Origin of the sequence: Streptomyces endophyticus (assembly GCF_035798155.1) — a bacterium.
In the GTDB taxonomy this organism is placed as follows: Bacteria; Actinomycetota; Actinomycetes; order Streptomycetales; family Streptomycetaceae; genus Streptomyces; species Streptomyces endophyticus.
Genome location: NZ_JAOZYC010000001.1, coordinates 148,040 through 168,447 on the forward strand (window position 1 = coordinate 148,040; position 20,408 = coordinate 168,447).

Below are 20,408 nucleotides of genomic sequence, written 5' to 3' on the forward strand. Positions count from 1 at the left end.
ACAGGTGTCTCCTCAGCATTCGACGACGTTGAGGGCGAGGCCTCCGCGTGCGGTCTCCTTGTACTTGTCCTTCATGTCGGCGCCGGTCTCGCGCATCGTCTTGATGGCCTTGTCGAGACTGACGTGGTGCCGGCCGTCGCCGTGCACGGCCATCCGGGCCGCCGTGATCGCCTTGAGGGCGGCGACGGCATTGCGTTCGATGCACGGGATCTGCACCAGGCCGCCCACCGGATCGCAGGTCAGGCCGAGGTTGTGCTCGATGCCGATCTCGGCCGCGTTCTCCACCTGTTCCGGGGTGCCGCCGAGGACCTCCGCGAGCCCGGCCGCCGCCATTGAGCAGGCCGAACCGACCTCGCCCTGGCAGCCGACCTCGGCCCCCGAGATCGAGGCGTTCTCCTTGAACAGGACGCCGACGGCCCCCGCGGTGAGGAGGAAGCGCACGATGGCGTCGGCGTCGGCACCACGCATGAACCGCTCCACGTAGTGCAGGACCGCCTTGGCGCTGCCGTGCCCGTGACCGGTGGCGCCGAGCGAGCCGAACAGCTCGGCGCGCACCTGCCGGGTGCGGGACAGCAGCCCGTCACGCTCCAGCGCGTGGGCGAAGGTGTGCGCGGCGCGCATCGGGCCGACCGTGTGCGAACTCGACGGCCCGATACCGACCTTGAACAGGTCGAAGACGCTGATGCTCATCAAGTGACCCCGGCGTACTCGGTGCAGGCGTCGGCCAGCCACGCCGCGAGGTATCCGGCGAAGGACGACCGGACGAGCAGCCAGACCGCCCGCGGGCCCGCCTCGCGCACCACGAGCGTGACACCGGCCTGCGCGAGCAGCGTGGTGTGACAGGCGCCGGCGTCGGTCTTGTCCGGCGAGAGATCCAGGGCGCAGCCCTGCGACAGGACCTCGGGCAGCAGCGGGCCCGAAAGGGCGAGGACGGTGCGCTGCGCGGAGGTGTCGGTGACGGTCGCGAACTCCTCGCCGATCACCGACCGCAGCCCGGCCGTCAGTTCCCCGGCGCGCCCGGCGGGCCCGACCAGGAGCCATTCGTCGGGGCCCAGCCAGAGTGTCTTGACCTCCGCGTCCAGGTGGGCGCGGCCGACGCCGGGCAGCGCGTACCCGAGGTACCCCTCGACGGCGGTGGCCGCCGCGCCGCCCGGTGTCACCCGGAGGGTGAGCTGGGTCAGGAACGGGAGTTCGCGGGCGTCCAGGCCAGAGGGGAGCCGCGGGTCCCAGTCGGCGAGCGGGCTGATGCGTGCGGGGGTGTGCGCGGGGATGTGCGCGGGCGTGTGGATGGGGGTGTCAGCCGTCACGGCGGGCTCCCTCCTTGTCGAAGAGGACGGGTTCGGCGACGGTCACCGGCACGGTGGCGCCGTCGAGCGGGACGTAGAGGGTCTCGCCGACGCGGGCCGTGCCGGAGCGCACGAGCGCCAGGGCGAAGGTGCGCTGAAGGGCGTCGCTGCGGTAGCTGGAGGTGACATGGCCGAGCATCGTGACCGGCGGCTCGGGAACCGCCTCGGTGGCGATGACCTGCGCGCCCTCCGGGAGCAGGGTGCGCTCGTCGGTGGGCAGCAGCGCGACGAGCCGCTTGCGGTCGGGGCGCTGGTTCTCGGGCCGTGCGAAGGAGCGCTTGCCGACGAAGTCCGGCTTCTTCTTGGAGATCACCCAGTTCATCCCGAGGTCCTGCGGGGTGACCGTGCCGTCGGTGTCCTGCCCGATGATCGGGTACGCCTTCTCCGCCCGCAGCACGTGCATGGTCTCGGTGCCGTACGGGGTGACGCCGAGCGGCTGCCCGGCGTCGTACAGGGCCTGCCAGACGTGTGTCCCGTACCAGGCCGGCACATTGACCTCGTACGCGAGCTCGCCGGAGAAGCTGATCCGGCACAGCCGTGCGTCGACGCCGGCGATCACCGTGTCGCGCCAACTCATGAACGGGAACGCCTCGTTGGAGACGTCCAGGTCATCGCCGACGACCGCGGCGAGCACCTCGCGCGAGCGCGGGCCCACGAGCGGGATCGTCGCCCAGTGCTCGGTCACGGAGGTGAGGTGGACGCGCAGCTCGGGCCACTCCGTCTGGAGCCACTCCTCCATCCACTCAAGGACCTTGGCCGCGTTGCCCGTTGTGGTCGTGACGAGGAACTCGTTCTCCGACACGCGGATGACCGTGCCGTCGTCGATGGCCATGCCGTCGACGCCGCACATGACCCCGTAGCGGATCCGGCCGGGCTTCAGTGTGGCCATCATGTTCGTGTAGAGCCGGTTGAGCAGCTCGCCCGCGTCGGGGCCCTGCACGCTGATCTTGCCGAGCGTCGAACCGTCCATCATGGCCACGCCGTTGCGCGCCGCGCGGCACTCGCGCTGCACCGCGTCGTCCATCGTCTCGCCGGGCAGCGGGTAGTACCACGGCCGCTTCCACTGGCCGACGTCCTCGAACAGCGCGCCGTGCCGCTCGTGCCAGGCGTGCAGCGCGGTCACCCGCACCGGGTCGAACAGCTCGCCCCGGTTGCGGCCCGCGAACGCCGCGAAGGCGATGGGCTGCACGGGAGGCCGGAAGCTGGTGGTGCCGGGGTCCGCCACCTCCTCGCCGAGCGCCTCGGCGACGATCCCCGAGGTGAGGATGCCGGACGTACGGCCCTGGTCGTGGGCGGTGCCGATGGTGGTGTAGCGCTTGACGTGCTCCACGGAGCGGAGCCCGGCGCGGGTGGCCCGGAACACGTCGCTGGCGAGCGCGTCGCGCTGGAGGTCCACGAATTGCGCCGTACCGTCCGCGCCGTCCCGCGGGCTGGGGACGCGCCACAACACAGCGCTGGGGAACGGGAGTTCCGTGGCCGCGGCCGGGACGCCGACCGGCGCGACCGCGACGCCGAGCGCCTCCAGCGCCGTGGCCGTCGCGGCGATGCCGCTGCCCAGGCACTCCCCGAGCGTGCGCAGACCGTCAGCGGCGCCCGCCGTCCGTACGGTGGCAAGTGCCTTGGTGGGCACGAACGTGGCGAGTTCCGCGTCGTAGCGCAGCTTCCCGCGCGCCTGGCTGAACAGGGCCACGGCCGGGTTCCAGCCGCCGGAGACGAGCAGCACGTCGCAGTCGACGCCGTGCCGCCGGGCGTCGTCCGCCGAACGCTGGGCGATGTGCACACGGGAGATGCGCTCCACACCGCTGGTCCCGGTGACGACATGGTCGCGGTGCAGCGGGATCCCGCGCTCGGCCAGCGCCCCGGCGAGCCGCTCGGGGACGGTCGGCCGCGCGTCCACCACGGCGGCGAACTCCACGCCCGCGTCGGCGAGTTCGAGCACCGCGTCGTACGCCGAGTCGTTCGTCGTGAAGACGGCGACCCGGCGGCCGGCGAGGACGCCGAACCGGTTGAGGTACGTACGGGCCGCGGAGGCGAGCATGATGCCGGGGCGGTCGTTGTCGTCGAAGGCGATCGGCCGCTCGGTGGCGCCGGTCGCGTGCACGACCTGCGCGGCCCGGATGCGCCACACCCGCTGACGGGACACGTGGCCGGGGGCCGCGGCGCCGAGGTGGTCGGTGCGCTTCTCCAGGGCGAGGACGAGGTTGTCGTCGTAGTGGCCGAAGGCGGTGGTGCGGGTCAGGACCGTCACGTTCCCGGACGCCGCGAGCCGCTGCGTCGCCGAGTCCACCCACTCCTGGGCGGGACGGCCGTCGATGGTCTCCTGCGTGCCGAGCAGACTGCCGCCCAACTCCGGTGCGCTGTCGACGAGGACGACGCGGACGCCCGCGTCGGACGCGGCGAGCGCGGCGGCGAGACCGGCCGGGCCCGCGCCGACGATCAGCAGCTCGGCGTGCAGGTGCCGCGCGTCGTAACGGGCGGGATCGGACTCGGCGGCGAGCCGCCCCTGGCCGCCCAGGCCGCGTGCCACCAGACCGTCGTAGAGCTCGACCGTGGTGGCGGTGAGCATCGGCTCGGGGAACGGCGCCTCGATCTGGACGAGCGCGTTGGGCTCCTCGACACCGGCGGCCAGGATGCCGCGCGGGCGGCCGTACTTGATGCTCGTCGCCACCCGGTGCACGCCGTTCGCGAGCAGCGCGGAGGCGAGGGTGTCTCCGGGGTGCCCCGTGCAGGGCATGCCATCGAAGACGAAGTCCAGTGTGGTGGAGCGGTCGATGCGCCCGTACGCGTCGGAGGAGGTACGGAAGGGAGTGCTCATGCGGTCGCCTCCTGGCGCTCTCGCGTGCCGGTGCCGTTTCCGGTGCCGAGCGGGTTCGGGGAACCCACGGGGTACACGGTCAGGAACTCGTAACTCACCGTGTCGCGCACGGCGTTGAACCAGCGGCGGCAGCCCGCCGTGTGCGCCCACCGCTCGGCGAAGGGGCCCTTGGGGTTGTCGCGGAAGAACACGTACTGGGCCCACTGCTCGTCGTCGAGCGCGTGCGGGTCACCGGGGTGGTCGACGTGTGCCTGGCCGCCGTAGTGGAACTCGGCCTCCTCGCGCGGGCCGCACCAGGGGCAGGGGATCAGCTGCATCTCTCGGTCTCCTCGGGCTCGGTGCAGGTGCTCAGTGCGCGACGGCGGCGGCGCCGTGCTCGTCGACGAGGGCGCCGGTCGTGAACCGGTCGAGGGTGAACGGCGCGTTGGTGTCGTGGGGTTCACCGGTCGCGATGGTGTGCGCGTACGCCCAGCCGACACCCGGCGTCGCCTTGAAACCGCCGGTTCCCCAGCCGCAGTTGAGGTACAGGTCCTCGATCGGGGTGAGCCCGACGATGGGGGAGGCGTCCGGGGTGGTGTCGACGATGCCGGCCCAGGTGCGCAGCATGTGGGCGCGCGCGAACACCGGGAACAGCTCCAGGGCCGCGGCCATCTGCCGCTCGATGATGTGGAAGGCACCGCGCTGCCCGTACCCGTTGTAGCTGTCGATGCCCGCGCCCATGACGAGTTCGCCCTTGTGGGCCTGCGAGACGTACACGTGCACCGCGTTGGACATGACGACGGTCGGATGCACGGGCTCCAACAGCTCCGACACGAGGGCCTGCAGCGGGTGGCTCTGCAACGGCAGCCGCAGGCCGACCATCTGCGCCAGCACCGAGGTGTGTCCGGCCGCCGCGAGCGCGACCTTCCCGGCGGTGATCCGGCCCCGGGTGGTCTGCACTCCGGTGACCCGGCCCCCGCTGACGTCGATGCCGGTGACCTCGCAGTTCTGGATGAGGTCGATGCCGTACGCGTCGCAGCGGCGGGCGAAGCCCCACGCCACGTAGTCGTGCTTGGCGATGCCCGCGCGCGGCTGGTAGGTGGCGCCGTGCACCGGGTAGCGCACGTCCGGGCTGGTGTTGACGATCGGACACACCTTGGCGACTTCGTCGGGCTCCAGCCACTCGGCGTCGATGCCGTTGAGCTGGTTCGCGTACACGCGGCGCTTGCTGTCGCGGACGTCCTGGAGGTTGTGTGCGAGGTTGAGGACACCGCGCTGGCTGAACAGGATCGGGTAGTCGAGGTCCTGCTCCAGCGTCTCCCACAGCTTGAGCGAGCTCTCGTAGATGCCCGAGCTCTCGTCCCACAGGTAGTTGGAGCGGATGATGGTGGTGTTGCGGGCCATGTTCCCGCCGGCCAGCCACCCCTTCTCCAGTACGGCGATGTTGGTGATGCCGTGGTTCTTGGCGAGGTAGTACGCGGTCGCCAGGCCGTGTCCGCCGCCGCCCACGATCACGACGTCGTAGGACTTCTTCGGGTCGGCATTGCGCCACAGGAAGTCGGGGTGGTCGGGCAGGGCGTCGCCGGGGGTGGTCATCGCCGGCCTCCTTCTTCCAGGGTGGTGGCTGCGAGGGTGGGGTAGAGGGGGAAGCGCTCGGTGAGCGCGGTGACCCGCTTGCGCAGGGCGGTCGCCGTCTCGTCGTCGAAACCGGGCAGGAACGCGGTGGCGACGATGTCGGCGACCTCGGTGAACTCCTGGGCACCGAAGCCGCGCGCGGCGAGCGCGGGGGTGCCGATGCGGACACCGGAGGAGACCATCGGCGGGCGCGGGTCGTTGGGGACCGCGTTGCGGTTCACCGTGATGCCGATGCGGTGCAGCCGGTCCTCGGCCTGCTGCCCGTCGAGATCGGACGTGCGCAGGTCCACGAGGACCAGGTGCACGTCGGTGCCCTTGGTGAGGACGTCGATCCCGGCGGCCCGGGCGTCGTCCCGCAGCAGCCGCTCGGCCAGGATCCGCGCGCCCTCCAGGGTGCGGCGCTGCCGGTCGGCGAAATCCGGCTCGGCGGCCAGCTTGAAGGCCACCGCCTTCGCCGCCACGACATGCTCCAGCGGGCCGCCCTGCTGGCCCGGGAAGACCGCCGAGTTGATCTTCTTCGCGAGCGCGGCGGTGGACAGGATCACGCCGCCGCGCGGACCGCCCAGCGTCTTGTGCGTGGTCGTGGTGACGAGGTGGGCGTGCGGCACGGGCGAGGGGTGCAGGCCCGCGGCGACCAGGCCCGCGAAGTGCGCCATGTCCACCATCAGATACGCGCCGACCTCGTTCGCGATCCGCCGGAACTCCGCGAAGTCGAGGTGCCTCGGATACGCCGACCAGCCCGCGATGATCAGCTTCGGCCGGTGCTCGCGGGCGAGGGCGGCGACCTCCTCCATGTCGACGCGGTGGTCGTCGGCGTCGACGTGGTACGCGATCACGTTGTACAGGCGCCCCGAGAAATTGATGCGCATGCCGTGCGTGAGGTGACCGCCGTGCGCGAGGTCGAGGCCGAGGATGGTGTCGCCGGGGGTGAGCAGCGCGGCCATGGCGGCGGCGTTGGCCTGCGCGCCCGAGTGCGGCTGCACGTTCGCGGCCTCGGCGCCGAACAGCTCCTTGACCCGGTCGATGGCCAACTGCTCGATGACGTCGGCGTGTTCGCAGCCGCCGTAGTAGCGGCGGCCCGGATAGCCCTCGGCGTACTTGTTGGTCAGGACCGAGCCCTGGGCCTGCATGACGGCGAGCGGGGCGAAGTTCTCGCTGGCGATCATCTCGAGGGTGTCGCGCTGCCGGGCCAGCTCCGCGTCGAGGGCGGCGGCCACGTCCGGGTCGGCGGCGGCCAGGTCGCGTGCGTCGGTGGTCATGAGGACTCCTTGGAAACCGACTGGTGTCGCTCTGATATATCAGTGGCGGGACGTCGTCACGGTAGCCAGCGCCTCAGGGGCGCGTCAATGGTGTCCGGAGGAGGAAACCGGGCGGTAACCGCCGCGTCGAAGCGGCCAGTTGCGGCGGCCGGTTCTCACAGGCGAAACGCCCGGTCAGCCCGGCAGCACGTCCAGGACGGTGTGCATCCGCGAGGCGCGGGCCAGGTCCGCGAGCGCCTGCTCCATCACCGACAGCGGATCGCGCGGCGGCAGCAGCAGGCCGATCCGCGCACTGCGCCGCGGACCGTGCAGCGGCACGGCCTCCATCCCGGAAGGGATCCCGAAGACGTGCAGCCACGTGTGCGGGATGATGCTCGACCACTGACCGGTGCGCACATGCGCGATCAGCGAGGCGATGGAGTCCGTCTCCACGCGCGGCGCCACCGACAGGGACAGCTCCGCGAACACGTCGTCCAGGACCCGGCGGCCCAGCATCCGCGGATGCAGCAGGCACAGCGGCAGCGCGGCCGCCTCGGCCCAGCTGATCTCCTGCGCCGTGCGGTCCTGATCCTCCTGGGTGAGCACGACATAGCGCTCCCGGTACAGCGGCACGAACGGCAGATCCAGGCTCCGGCTGTGGTACGACACCGCCCCGTGCAGCTCGAAGGCGCGCAGCCTGCGCACGATGTCGTCACCCTGGAGGTCGGCCTGGACGTTCACCGTGGTGTGCGGGTTCGCCGCGCAGAACGGCTGCGTGAGCAGGGCGACCGCGCCGACCGCCGTGGGCACGGCACCGAGCCGCAGCTCCCCGCTCAGCCCCTCGCGCAGCGCCGCGAGCCCCGACTCCATGGCGTCCCGGTCCGCGAGCATCCGGCGGGCCCACAGGACGACCTGCTCGCCCTCCGCCGTCAGCCCCTCGAAGCGCCGGCCGCGCCGCACCAGCGGCACCCCGAGCTCCGTCTCCAGCTTGCGGATGCCCTCGGACAGCGTCGGCTGCGACACGAAGCACTGCTCGGCGGCCTTGGCGAAGTGGCCGGTGCCGGTGAGTGCGACGAGGTATTCGAGCTGGCGCAGGAGCACGGTCCCACCCCCTTCCCGGCCGATTTCGGTGGACAACGCCCGCCGATGATCGTAGCTGCCTATCAACGATCGGATCTTCCGCTTTGACCGTGGGCCGAGCGCGGACGAATGCTGGGCCGTGGGGGCGTGCCTGCTCCCGGTGAGCCGGAAACACAGAGGTGATGGGCGTGCGCGCGATCGAAGAGCCCGAAGAGGACCTTTCCCTGAGCAAGCCCAAGACCTGGGCCACCGGGGCGCCCGCCGTGGCCCACGCACTCCAGTACGCCCTGAGCCAGACCTCGCCCAAGCGCACCGCCCTGACCCTGCTCAACATCAACCAGGACGGCGGCATCGACTGCCCGGGCTGCGCCTGGCCCGAGGGCGCACCGGACAAGCGGCATCGCAACGAGTACTGCGAGAACGGCGCCAAGCACATCGCCGACGAGGCCACCACCCGCCGCGTCACCCGCGAGTTCTTCGCCGAGCACCCGGTCAGCGAGCTGGCGGAGGCTTCCGACTACTGGCTCAACCAGCAGGGCCGCCTTACCGAGCCCATGGTCAAGCGCCCCGACAGCGACCACTACGAACCGATCGGCTGGGACGAGGCACTCGGCCTGCTCGCCGACGAACTGAACGGCCTGGACACCCCCGACGAGGCGCTGTTCTACACCTCGGGCCGGCTCGCCAACGAACCCGCGTTCCTGCTCCAGCTCTTCGCGCGGGCCTACGGCACCAACAACCTGCCCGACTGCTCCAACCTGTGCCACGAGTCCAGCGGCTCCGCCCTGAACGAGACGCTGGGCATCGGCAAGGGCAGCGTGAGCCTCGACGACCTGCACAACAGTGACCTGGTGTTCGTCGTCGGCCAGAACCCCGGCACCAACCACCCCCGGATGCTCACGGCCCTGGAGGAGACCAAGCGGCGCGGCGGAAAGATCGTCGCGGTCAACCCGCTGCCCGAGGCCGGGCTGCTGCGCTTCAAGCACCCGCAGAAGGCGCGGGGTGTCATCGGCCGGGGCACCGAGATCGCCGACCAGTTCCTGCAGATCCGCCCCGGCGGCGACCTCGCTCTGTTCCAGGCGCTGAACCTGCTGCTCCTGGAGGCCGAGGACAAGGCGCCCGGCACGGTCCTCGACCGCGCGTTCATCGACGCCCACACCTCGGGCTACGAGGTCTTCACCGACAACATCCGCGGGCTCGACTGGGCGGAGGTCCTCAAGGCCACGGGACTCACCCGCGAGGAGATCGAGGAGGTCCACCAGCGGGTGCTCGGCGCCAAGAGCGTCATCGTGTGCTGGGCCATGGGCCTGACCCAGCACAAGCACGGCGTCCCCACCATCCGCGAAGTCGTCAACTTCCTTATGCTGCGCGGAAATATCGGTCGGCCCGGCGCCGGCGTCTGCCCGGTCCGCGGCCACAGCAATGTGCAGGGCGACCGCACCATGGGCGTGTGGGAGCGTATGCCGCAGTCGTTCCTCGACTCCCTGGAGAAGGAATTCGACTTCGCGCCGCCCACCCGGCACGGGGCCGACGCGGTCGACGCGATCCGCGCCATGCGCGACGGACGGGCCCAGGTGTTCGTGGGCGTGGCGGGCAATTTCGTCCGCGCCACGCCGGACAGTGACGTGACCGAACGGGCCCTGCGCAATTGCCGGTTGACGGCCCACATCTCCACCAAACTGAATCGCTCGCACGCCGTGTGCGGCCGCACCGCGCTGATTCTTCCCACGCTGGGGCGCAGCGACCGCGACATTCAGGAGGGCGGTGAGCAGTTCATGACGGTCGAGGACTCGATGAGCGACGTGCACGCCACCCGGGGCCGGCTCGCTCCCGCCTCACCCACGCTGCTCAGCGAGGTGTCCATCATCAGCAGGCTCGCCCACAGGACCCTCGGGGAGCGGCACGGGATCACCTGGCAGGCATTCGAGAAGGACTACGACACCGTTCGCGAGCACATCGCGAACGTGGTGCCGGGATTCGACGACTTCAACCGGCGCGTGCGGGAACCAGGCGGCTTCAACCTGCCCAACCCCGTCAACAAGCGGATCTTCCAGACGGCGAGCGGCACCGCCGTCTTCACCGCGAACACCTTCACCGGGCTCACCGCGCCGCCCGGCCACCTGATCCTGCAGACGCTGCGCTCGCACGACCAGTGGAACACCATCCCGTACGCGATGGACGACCGGTACCGCGGCGTCAAGGGCGCGCGGCGCGTCGTCCTGGCCAACGCCGAGGACCTCGCCGAACTCGGCTTCGAGGAGGGGAGTCTGGTCGACCTGATCAGCGTGTGGACCGACGGCAGCGAGCGCCGGGCGCCCGCGTTCCGTGTCGTCGGCTACCCGACACCCCGGGGCTCCGCGGCCGCCTACTACCCGGAGACCAACGTCCTCGTGCCGCTGGACAGTGTCGCCGAGAACAGCAACACCCCCACGTCCAAGGCCGTGATCATCCGGATGGAACCGGCAGAGGGGGAGGGGCCCGGTCAGTCCAGGTAGCCCATCTTGCGGCTGATGTCCTGCGCGCTCCGCAGCAGCGTGGGGGAGAGCTCGTGCATCCGCTCCTCGGTGAACCGGTAGGCCGGTCCCGAGGCGCTGATCGCGGCGATGACCTCACCCTGGGCATTTCTGATGGGTGCGGCCATTCCGTGCAGCCCGATCTCCAATTCCTCCAGTGTCACCGCATATCCGCGCTCCAGGGTCTGCGCGAGATCCTTCTCGAGCTTTCCCTTGGCGGTCAGGGTGTGCGGTGTCATCTTTTTCATGTGAGAGGCCGCGAGCATTTCCGTCCGCTCCTCCTCCGGTACATGAGCGAGCAATATTTTTCCGCTCGATGTGGCATGCATCGGAGTGAGTTGGCCGACCCAATTGTGCGTGCTGACCGCCATCGGCCCGCGCACCTGGAGGACGTTCACCGCGTAATGTTCCTGCAGGATCGCGATGTTGACGGCCTCGCCGAATTCCTCCGCGAGCTGCTCGCAGAACGGGCGGGCCTGCTGTGTCACATCGAAATTGTCGGTGACCGAGCTGGCCAGGCGTACGATGCCGAAACCGATCCGGTACTTTCCCCGGTCGGCCGACTGCTCGACCAAGTCGCGCGCCTCCAGGGCGCCCAGCAGACGGAAGGCCGTCGACTTGTGCACGTCGATTTCCGCGGCGATCTCACTGACGCCCGCTTCCCCGCGCCGCGCGAGAATCTCCAGAACGCTCACGGCACGGTCGACGGACTGCACTCCGGCGCCCGACGAGCCCGTTGTCTCACTGTCTCCATCATGCTTTCTCATGGCGCGACTATAGGCGCTGTCCGCAGGCGGGCGGCAGGGCGATGCGGAAGCGGATCTTCGGCTCGATCTTCCCGTTCGTCTCCGATAAGCGGTGTCTCCTGAATTAGGGCATACAAGTCCCGTCTAGCCACTCCTGCTACCCGGGCCTGCGGGAGTCATGCACCTCTGCGCGCCGTCTTGCCGCGGACACGTGAGCGGTGCGGGATCTTCCACCTCTGCGCAGGGGGGATTTCGAACGCTCCTGAGGACCTGCTGAACCGGGGGTTCAACTCCCGTGTCCAGCACCGCAGTTCGCGACGTCGACCGGCGGTGCGGGGCACGGGGGTTTTGTGTGACGGGACAGTTCTCAGATTCCCCTTGACACGCGCCGTCGACGGAGACGACAGTTTGGGCGTTGCGTAGAACGCGTCAAGGTTCTTCATGCGCAACAGAGTTCGGTGCTTCAACAGATCTTCAAAAGCTCCCTTACGGCTCTTCTGCCTCCCTCGACAGACTCCGTCGGGCTCCCGTGCCCGGCCGTCCCCGCAGCAAGGAGCTCAACCGTGACTCATGAGGTACGCGCAGTGGTCGCCCGCAAGCAGGGCGCCCCCGTCTCCGTGGAGACGATCCTGGTCCCGGAGCCCGGACCGGGGGAGGCGCTGGTGCAGGTGCGGGCCTGCGGCGTCTGCCACACCGATCTGCACTACCGGGAGGGCGGGATCAACGACGCGTTCCCGTTCCTGCTCGGCCACGAGGCCGCCGGCTTCGTCGAGTCCGTCGGCGACGGGGTCACCGACGTGGCGCCCGGCGACTTCGTGATCCTCAACTGGCGTGCCGTGTGCGGCAGTTGCCGGGCCTGTCGGCGCGGCCGGCCCTGGTACTGCTTCGCCACGCGCAACGCCACGCAGCCCATGACCCTCCTCGACGGCACGGCGCTCTCGCCGGCGCTCGGCATCGGCGCGTTCGCCGAGAAGACCCTCGTCGCCTCCGGGCAGTGCACCAAGGTCGACCGGACCGCTCCGGCCGCCGCGGCGGGCCTGCTCGGCTGCGGCGTCATGGCGGGCTTCGGCGCGGCGGTCAACACCGGAGGCGTCGGCCGGGGCGACTCGGTGGCCGTCATCGGCTGCGGCGGCGTGGGTATCGCGGCGATCGCCGGAGCGAAGGTGGCCGGCGCCGCCCGCATCATCGCCGTGGACATCGACGAGCGGAAGCTGGCCAAGGCCGAGCGGTTCGGCGCCACCGACACCGTCGACTCGTCCAGGACCGACCCCGTCGAGGCGGTGCGCTCCCTCACCGGCGGCTTCGGCGCGGACGTCGTCGTCGAGGCGGTGGGCCGCCCCGAGACCTACCAACAGGCCTTCTACGCCCGTGACTTGGCGGGCACCGTCGTCCTCGTGGGCGTCCCCATCCCCGAGATGAAGCTGGAACTCCCGCTCGCCGACGTCTTCGGCCGCGGCGGCGCCCTCAAGTCCTCCTGGTACGGCGACTGCCTGCCCTCCCGCGACTTCCCTGCCCTCATCGACCTCTACCTCCAGGGCCGCTTCGACCTCGGCGCGTTCGTCAGCGAGGAGATCGGCCTGGACGAGGTGGAGTCCGCGTTCGACGCCATGCGCCGCGGAGACGTACTGCGCTCAGTGGTGACGCTGTGAGCGCGGGGGCGATCTGAACCAGATCCGGGCCCCCACACCACACACAACTCGCATCGCTTCGGCACCTGCCGCATGTCCGTACGACATCTACCGAGGTGACAACTGATGAGCATCACGAGCCTGCCCCCGAGCCTGATCTCCACTCTCCCCGGCGACTACTACACCGACCCGCAGATCTTCGCGGCGGAGCAGGAGCACATCTTCGAGTCCATGTGGTTCTGCGTCAGCCGGGCGTCCGACCTCACCAAACCGGGAAGCTTCCGCACCTACCAGGTGGGCCGCGAGAGCGTCCTCGTCTCCCGCTCCCGCGACGGCTCCGTCCGCGCCTTCCTCAACATCTGCCGGCACCGCGGCGCCAAGCTGTGCACCGAGGAGTCGGGCGAGGTCAAGCGGAACTTCCAGTGCCCGTACCACGCCTGGACCTACGGCCTCGACGGCAAGCTGGTCGCCGCACCCAACCTGACGTCCATGCCCGACATCGACCGCACCGAATACGGCCTGGTCAACGTGCACATCCGGGAGTGGCTCGGATACGTATGGGTGTGCCTGGCCGAGCAGCCGCCCTCCTTCGAGGACGAGGTGATCGGCGCGGTGAGCGAGCGCCTGGGCGGCGCCGACGCCATCGAGAACTACACCATCGAGGACCTCGACCTCGGCCGGCGCGTCACCTACGACGTCCGGGCCAACTGGAAACTCATCATCGAGAACTTCATGGAGTGCTATCACTGCGCCACCATCCACCCCGAACTCACTGAGGTCCTCCCGGAGTTCAAGGACGGCCTCGCGGCCCAGTACTTCGTCGGCCACGGCGCCGAGTTCGCCGACGAGGCCCAGGGCTTCACCGTCGACGGATCCGAAGGCCTCGACCGCATCCCCTCGGTCGCCGACGAGCAGGACCGGCGCTACTACGCGATCACCGTGCGGCCCCAGGTGTTCATCAACCTGGTCCCGGACCACGTGATCCTCCACCGGATGTACCCGATCGCCCACGACCGCACCATCGTCGAGTGCGACTGGCTGTACCTGCCGCACGTCGTCGACAGCGGCGGGGACAGCAAGGACATAGAGCGCTCCGTCGAACTGTTCCACCGCGTCAACCAGCAGGACTTCGACGCCTGCGAGCGCACCCAGCCCGCGATGAGCTCGCGCGCCTACGTCAAGGGCGGCGTCCTCGTCCCCAGCGAACACCACATCGGAGAGTTCCACGCCTGGCTCCAGGCCAGGCTCGGCACACAGCGCGCCAATTGACCGTCCGTTTGTTTCCTGGAGGTTCCCCATGATCCCGGTGTGCCGCATCGAAGATCTGCCCCCTGGTGAGTCCATCCGCGTGACCGAGGGCGTGCCGGCCCCCGTCGCAGTCTTCAACGCGGACGGCACCGTGTACGCCATCGACGACACCTGCACCCACCAGGACGCCTCGCTCGCCGACGGCTTCCTCGAGGGCTGCTTCGTCGAATGCCCCCTGCACGAGGCGTCGTTCGACCTGCGCAGCGGCCGCCCGACCTGCCCGCCCGCGAAGACGCCCGTTCGCACCCACCACATCACCGTCCAGGACGGTCAGGTCCTGCTTCACGTCACCGTTGGGGAGCCCGCATGAAGCACATCACTGTCGTCGGAGCCTCGCTTGCCGGCCTCGGCGCCGTCCGGTCGCTGCGCGCCGAGGGATACGACGGAGGGATCACCGTCGTAGGAGAGGAACTGCACCGCCCCTACGACCGCCCGCCCCTGTCCAAGGCGTACCTCAAGGGCGACGTCACGGCCGAGGCCCTCGCGCTCGGGGACGCCGAGGAGTACGAAGAGTTGGGCATCCACTGGGAGTTGGGCGAGCGTGCCGTCCACCTGGACTGCTCCACCACCGCCGTCATCCTCGCCAACGGGCGCAGGATCGACACCGACGGTGTCGTGGTCGCCACCGGCTCGACCGCCCGCCGCCTCCCCGGCACGGACGGCCTCGCCGGTGTGCACACGCTGCGCACCCTGGACGACGCCCGGAGCCTGCGCACCGAGCTGGTGAGCGGGGTGCCCCGAATGGTGGCCATCGGCGCCGGGTTCATCGGAGCCGAAGTCGCCGCCACCGCCCACCACTTGGGCCTCGACGTCACCGTGGTCGAGGCGCTCGACACCCCGCTGGAACGCCAGCTGGGCGCCGAGATGGGCCGCATCTGCGCCTCCCTCCACACCGACCACGGCGTACGCCTGCTGTGCGGCACCGGGGTGGCGGAACTGGAGAGCGGCGGCGGCCGGGTCACCGGCGTGCGGCTCACGGACGGACGGCTGCTGCCGGCGGACATCGTGCTCGTCGGGGTGGGGGCCCGGCCGGTCGACGGCTGGCTCGCCGACTCCGGTGTGTGGGTGGACAACGGCGTGGTCTGCGACGCGGGCGGCGCCTCCAGCGTCCCGAACGTCGTCGCCGTCGGTGACGTGGCCCGCCGCCCGCACCCCTTCACCGGTCGGCACGCCCGCATCGAGCACTGGTCGAACGCCGCGGAGTCGGCCGCCACCGCGGCCCGCACGCTGCTCACCGGCGACTCCGCGACGCCGCGGGCCACCCCGCCGTCCTTCTGGTCCGACCAGTACGACGTCCGCATCCAGCTCGCGGGCTGCGTGAACCCCGGCGCCGAGCTCGAACTCGTCGAGGGCTCCTACGAGAGCCGGTCCTTCGCGGCCCTCTACAAGGAGGACGGGGCGCCCACCGCGGTCCTCGCCATGAACCGCTCGAAGATCTTCAACCGCCTGCGCCGCACCCTGATTCCCGCCGCGGAAAGGATCGCGCCCGCCGCCGTCTGAAGGGCCCGCCACCATGCCTTCGCCTCTCCCGCCGCTTCGCACCCCTGATATATCAATACAGGGATGCGGTACGGTGAGGTCCCATCGGGGACACGTCACGGGAGGGGCGAGATGGCATCTGTGCCTGCCGCCGGGGGCCAGTCGGACGGCGCGACACTGGCCGACCAGGCGTACCAGGAGATCACGGACCGGCTCGTCACCCTGCAGATCCGCCCCGGCGAACCCGTCCACGACGGTCGCCTCGCCGCCGACCTCGGCCTCGGCCGCACCCCGGTCCGCGAGGCCCTCAAGCGCCTGGAGACCGAGCGGCTCATCGTCTCCTTCCCCCGGCGCGGCACCTTCGCCACCGAAGTACAGATCGCCGACCTCGGCCACATCTCCGAAGTGCGCCAGGAACTCGAACCCCTCGCCGCCGCGCGCGCCAGCAAGCGGGCCACCGCGGCGGACCGCGACCGGCTGCGCACGCTGCTCACCCGCGTGGAGGAGGAGGCGCAGGGATCGCCGGAGCACGGCGAGATCGGCCTGCTCCGCCTCGACATGGCGGTGCACCGCGCCGTCTACGCGGTCACGTACAACCCGTACCTCGAAGCCACGCTGGTCAACTACGACAACCTCGCCACCCGGATCTGGTGCCTGTTCATCGACCGGCTGGCCGGACTCGAGCAACACGTCCACGAACACGGGCAGTTGCTGCGGGCCGTCATCGACGGTGACGCGGCCAAGGCCTCGGCCGTGGCCGCCGAGCACGTGGAGAACTTCGAGCGCGCGATCCGCTCGATCATCTGAGGCAGCTGAACACCCCTCAACCACGGGTGGCACGGGGCCCATTGACGCCCGGCGCACGTCGGTTCTAGTGTGCCGATCGCTGGTATATCAATCACGTTCAACTGTCGTGTCAACTCCACGTGAACGCGCGGCCGCTCTCTCCGAAGCAGGCGGCCTGCACTTCTCCCGAACGCCACAAGCCCCATCGACGGGCCGCTGCTCGGAGGATCCCCATGCCCCATCAGGTCAAGGCCGTCGTCGCCCGCGCGCCAGGCGCACCGGCGACCCTGGAGACCGTGACCGTGCCCGATCCGGGCCCCGGTGAGGCCCTCGTCAACATCCAGGCCTGCGGCGTGTGCCACACGGACCTGCACTACCTTCAGGGCGGCATCGGCACGGAATTCCCCTTCCTCCTCGGGCACGAGGCGGCGGGCGTGGTCGAGTCGGTCGGCCCCGACGTGACGGACGTCGCCGAGGGCGACTTCGTCATCCTCAACTGGCGGGCGGTGTGCGGCAGTTGCCGGGCCTGTCGGCGAGGCCGTCCCTGGTACTGCTTCGACAGCCTGGGGGTCACGCAGCCCACCACCCTGGACGACGGCACACCACTGGTGGCCGCCCTCGGCATCGGCGCCTTCGCCGAGAAGGCCCTGGTCGCCGCCGGGCAGTGCACCAAGGTCAACGCGGCGGCGCCGGCCGCGGCCGCCGGGTTGCTCGGCTGCGGCGTCATGGCGGGCTTCGGCGCCGCCGTGCACACCGGAGGCGTCTCGCGCGGCGACACCGTCGCGGTCATCGGCTGCGGCGGCGTCGGCATGGCGGCCCTCGCCGGGGCCGAACTGGCCGGCGCCACCCGCGTGATCGCGGTCGACATCGACGCCCGCAAACTCGACCTCGCCCGCGGATTCGGCGCGACCCACACCGTCGACTCCACCGCGACCGACCCCGTGCAGGCCGTCCGCGAACTCACCGGCGGCTTCGGCGCCGACGTCGTCGTCGACGCGGTCGGCCGCCCGGAGACCTACCGGCAGGCCTTCTACGCGCGCGACCTCGCCGGCACCGTCGTCCTGGTCGGCGTGCCGACCGCCGACCGCACCGTGCAACTGCCCCTCCTCGATGTCTTCGGGCGCGGCGGCGCCCTCAAGTCCTCCTGGTACGGCGACTGTCTGCCCTCCCGCGACTTCCCCCAGCTCATCGACCTCCATCTGCGGGGCCGGTTCGACCTGGACCGGTTCGTGAGCGAGACGATCGACCTCACCGATGTGCAGGGCGCCTTCGACCGGATGAGCCGCGGCGAGGTGCTGCGCTCGGTCGTCCGCCTCTGACGACACCACCCAAGACCCCTCCCACGTCACGCCACCCTCGTGCACCCATGAACTCCCGGAGGAACGCCATGACTTCGCAGTCTTCGCAGCCCAAGGTGGTCATCATCGGAGCCGGCATCGTCGGCTGCTCCCTCAGCGACGAACTCACCGCCCTCGGCTGGACGGACGTCACCGTCCTCGAACAGGGCCCCCTCTTCGCGACCGGCGGATCCAGCTCGCACGCCCCCGGCCTCGTCTTCCAGACCAGCCCCTCCAAGACCATGACCGAGTTCGCCCGCTACACCGTCGAGAAGATGAGCGCCCTCGACCTCGACGGCGACTGGTGCTACCGGCAGGTCGGCGGCCTGGAGATCGCCACGACTCCCGAACGCCTGGCGGAACTCGAACGCCGGCACGGCTGGCTCACCTCCTGGGGCGTCGAGAGCCACCTCCTCGACCCCGGGGAATCCGCCAAGCTCCACCCGCTGCTCGACCCCGACGCCATCCTCGGCGGCTACCACATCCCCAGCGACGGCCTCGCCAAGGCGCTGCGCATCGGCGAGGCACAGGCCCGCCGCGCACTCGCCCGCGGCGCCACCTTCCTCGGCCACCACACCGTCACCGACATCGAGACATCCGGCGGAGCCGTCAGCGCCGTCGTCACCGACCGCGGCGCCTTCCCCGCCGACATCGTCGTCTCCTGCGCCGGATTCTGGGGCCCGCGCATCGGCCGCATGGTGGGCCAGGAGGTGCCGCTCGTCCCCATGGGCCACCAGTACGCCACCACCACACCGATCACCGAACTCAAGGGCCGCAACAGCAAGTCGGACGAGGCGAACCTGCCGATCCTGCGCAACCAGGACGCGGGCCTGTACTACCGCGAACTCGTCGACCGCATCGGCATCGGCTCGTACGCCCACCGCCCCATGCCCCTGTCGGCCGACGACGTCGCCCACCCCGCGGACAGCCCCGACCAGCCCTCGAAGCTCGACTTCACGCAGGCCGACTTCGAAGGTGCCTGGGCCGACACCCGCAGGCTGCTGCCCGCGCTGAACGACGCGGACATCGCTGACGGCTTCAACGGCCTGTTCTCGTTCACCGTCGACGGCATGCCCCTGATCGGCGAGTCCCCGACGGTGTCCGGCTTCTGGCTGGCCGAAGCGGTATGGGTGACCCACTCGGCGGGTGTCGCGCGGGCCGTGGCGAAGTGGATGGTCGAGGGCCGCCCCGGCATCGACGTCCACGGCTGCGACATCAACCGCTTCGAGGACGTGCAACTCGCCCCCGACTACGTACACGAGCGCAGCTGCCAGAGCTTCTCCGAGGTCTACGACATCATCCACCCGCTCCAGCCGCCGAACCGCCCCCGCCCACTGCGCGTGAGCCCCTTCCACATACGCCAACAGGAGCTCGGGGCCGTGTTCCTGGAGGGCGCCGGCTGGGAGCGCCCGCACTGGTACGAGGCCAACGCCGACCTGCCCGAGGTGTCCCGGATCGGTGAGCGCAACGAGTGGGCCTCCCACTTCTGGTCGCCCGTCGTAGGCGCCGAGGCACTGATCACCCGAGAGCGGGTGGCGATGTACGACATGACCCCGCTCAAGCGCCTGGAGGTCACGGGCCCGGGCGCCCTGACCTTCCTGCAAGGCCTCTCAACGAACCAGCTGGACAAGGCAGTCGGCGCGGTGACGTACACGCTGATGCTCGACGAGGCGGGCGGTGTGCTGAGCGACCTCACCGTCGCGCGACTCGCCGAGGACCGCTTCCAGGTCGGCGCCAACAGCAACCTCGACCTCGCCTGGCTGCGCCGCCACCTGCCCGCCGACGGCACCGTGCAGGTCCGTGACATCACGTCGGGCACCTGCTGCATCGGCGTGTGGGGCCCGCGCGCCCGCGACCTCGTGCAAGGTCTCACCGACGCCGACTTCTCGCACGAGAACTTCGGCTACTTCAAGGCGAAGCAGGCCTTCATCGGGGACGTCCCGGTGACCGCGATGCGCCTGTCCTACGTCGGCGAACTGGGCTGGGAGCTCTACACCACCGCCGACCTGGGCCTGCGCCTGTGGGACACACTCTGGCGGGCCGGACAGGACCACGGCGTGATCGCCGCGGGCCGCAGCGCGTTCAACTCCCTGCGCCTGGAGAAGGGTTACCGCGCCTGGGGCCACGACATGACCAACGAACACAACCCCTTCGAGGCCGGAGTCGGCTTCGCCGTCCGCAAGAAGAAGGGCGACTACCTCGGCCTCGACGCCATCCGCGACGTCACCAAGGACACCGTGGACCGCCGCCTCACGGCCCTCCTCATCGAGGACGACCGCTCGGTCGTCATGGGCCACGAACCGGTCTACGTCGACGGCCACCCCTGCGGCTACGTCACCAGCGCCGCGTACGGCTACACCCTCGGCCGCCCGATCGCCTACGCCTGGCTCCCCGCCGAGCACGCCGAGCCCGGCACCCGCGTCGAGATCGGCTACTTCGGCGACCGGGTGGCGGCGACCACGGCGGCGGAGCCCCTCTTCGACCCGGAGATGACCCGGATCCGGCGGTGACGGTGCCA

General features: G+C 70.5%; 14 protein-coding genes and 1 pseudogene. 8 read left to right on the plus strand and 7 right to left on the minus strand.

The features are described 5' to 3' along the window. Positions 1-12: 12 nt before the first annotated feature. The 6 genes and pseudogenes from OKJ99_RS00660 to OKJ99_RS00690 form a co-directional block, all read right to left on the minus strand. Positions 13-690, minus strand: coding sequence for an L-serine ammonia-lyase, iron-sulfur-dependent, subunit alpha (locus OKJ99_RS00660; protein WP_326013592.1), 678 nt, complete (start codon positions 688-690; stop codon positions 13-15). Next, positions 690-1,307: a sarcosine oxidase subunit gamma gene (locus OKJ99_RS00665; protein WP_326013593.1), complete on the minus strand. Its 618-nt coding sequence runs from the start codon at positions 1,305-1,307 to the stop codon at positions 690-692. Before OKJ99_RS00665 ends, OKJ99_RS00660 begins: the two co-directional genes overlap by 1 nt. Then, a pseudogene (locus tag OKJ99_RS00670) lies at positions 1,297-4,478 on the minus strand (sarcosine oxidase subunit delta family protein). Before OKJ99_RS00670 ends, OKJ99_RS00665 begins: the two are co-directional and overlap by 11 nt. A gap of 31 nt (positions 4,479-4,509) precedes the next feature. After that, positions 4,510-5,736, minus strand: coding sequence for a sarcosine oxidase subunit beta family protein (locus OKJ99_RS00680; protein ID WP_326013596.1), 1,227 nt, complete (start codon positions 5,734-5,736; stop codon positions 4,510-4,512). Then, positions 5,733-7,034 carry a serine hydroxymethyltransferase gene (locus tag OKJ99_RS00685; protein ID WP_326013597.1) on the minus strand — a complete coding sequence of 434 codons (1,302 nt, stop codon included), beginning with the start codon at positions 7,032-7,034 and terminating at the stop codon, positions 5,733-5,735. Before OKJ99_RS00685 ends, OKJ99_RS00680 begins: the two co-directional genes overlap by 4 nt. 174 nt (positions 7,035-7,208) lie before the next feature. Then, entirely contained in the window at positions 7,209-8,114 is a 906-nt protein-coding gene (locus tag OKJ99_RS00690) for a LysR family transcriptional regulator (RefSeq protein WP_326013598.1), read from the minus strand. 167 nt (positions 8,115-8,281) lie between these two features. On the opposite strand from OKJ99_RS00690, the gene OKJ99_RS00695 reads away from it, so the two are divergent. Next, the gene (locus OKJ99_RS00695) at positions 8,282-10,588 is read left to right on the plus strand and encodes an FdhF/YdeP family oxidoreductase (RefSeq protein ID WP_326013599.1); all 2,307 of its coding nucleotides are present in this window, start codon (positions 8,282-8,284) and stop codon (positions 10,586-10,588) included. On the opposite strand, the gene OKJ99_RS00700 is transcribed toward OKJ99_RS00695, so the two are convergent. Next, positions 10,576-11,373, minus strand: a complete 798-nt coding sequence (locus OKJ99_RS00700; protein ID WP_326013601.1) for an IclR family transcriptional regulator — start codon at positions 11,371-11,373, stop codon at positions 10,576-10,578. The two genes, OKJ99_RS00695 and OKJ99_RS00700, sit on opposite strands and share 13 nt — an antisense overlap. A gap of 542 nt (positions 11,374-11,915) precedes the next feature. On the opposite strand from OKJ99_RS00700, the gene OKJ99_RS00705 reads away from it, so the two are divergent. The 7 genes from OKJ99_RS00705 (at position 11,916) to OKJ99_RS00735 (ending at position 20,400) form a co-directional block, all read left to right on the plus strand. After that, positions 11,916-13,001 carry an S-(hydroxymethyl)mycothiol dehydrogenase gene (locus OKJ99_RS00705; protein ID WP_326013602.1) on the plus strand — a complete coding sequence of 362 codons (1,086 nt, stop codon included), beginning with the start codon at positions 11,916-11,918 and terminating at the stop codon, positions 12,999-13,001. Between the two features lie 105 nt (positions 13,002-13,106). Then, positions 13,107-14,249, plus strand: coding sequence for an aromatic ring-hydroxylating oxygenase subunit alpha (locus OKJ99_RS00710; RefSeq protein ID WP_326013603.1), 1,143 nt, complete (start codon positions 13,107-13,109; stop codon positions 14,247-14,249). Positions 14,250-14,277: 28 nt separating this feature from the next. Then, complete coding sequence (locus OKJ99_RS00715) at positions 14,278-14,598, plus strand: bifunctional 3-phenylpropionate/cinnamic acid dioxygenase ferredoxin subunit (protein ID WP_326013604.1); 321 nt, start codon at positions 14,278-14,280, stop codon at positions 14,596-14,598. Continuing rightward, positions 14,595-15,788: an NAD(P)/FAD-dependent oxidoreductase gene (locus OKJ99_RS00720; RefSeq protein ID WP_326013605.1), complete on the plus strand. Its 1,194-nt coding sequence runs from the start codon at positions 14,595-14,597 to the stop codon at positions 15,786-15,788. The genes OKJ99_RS00715 and OKJ99_RS00720 overlap by 4 nt, the downstream gene beginning before the upstream one ends. Positions 15,789-15,899: 111 nt before the next feature. Continuing rightward, a complete protein-coding gene (locus OKJ99_RS00725) occupies positions 15,900-16,574 on the plus strand; it encodes a GntR family transcriptional regulator (RefSeq protein ID WP_326013607.1) in 675 nt (224 codons plus the stop codon). Positions 16,575-16,786: 212 nt separating this feature from the next. After that, positions 16,787-17,872, plus strand: a complete 1,086-nt coding sequence (locus tag OKJ99_RS00730) for an S-(hydroxymethyl)mycothiol dehydrogenase (protein WP_326013608.1) — start codon at positions 16,787-16,789, stop codon at positions 17,870-17,872. A gap of 68 nt (positions 17,873-17,940) precedes the next feature. Beyond that, positions 17,941-20,400, plus strand: coding sequence for a GcvT family protein (locus OKJ99_RS00735; protein ID WP_326013609.1), 2,460 nt, complete (start codon positions 17,941-17,943; stop codon positions 20,398-20,400). Positions 20,401-20,408 lie beyond the last annotated feature (8 nt).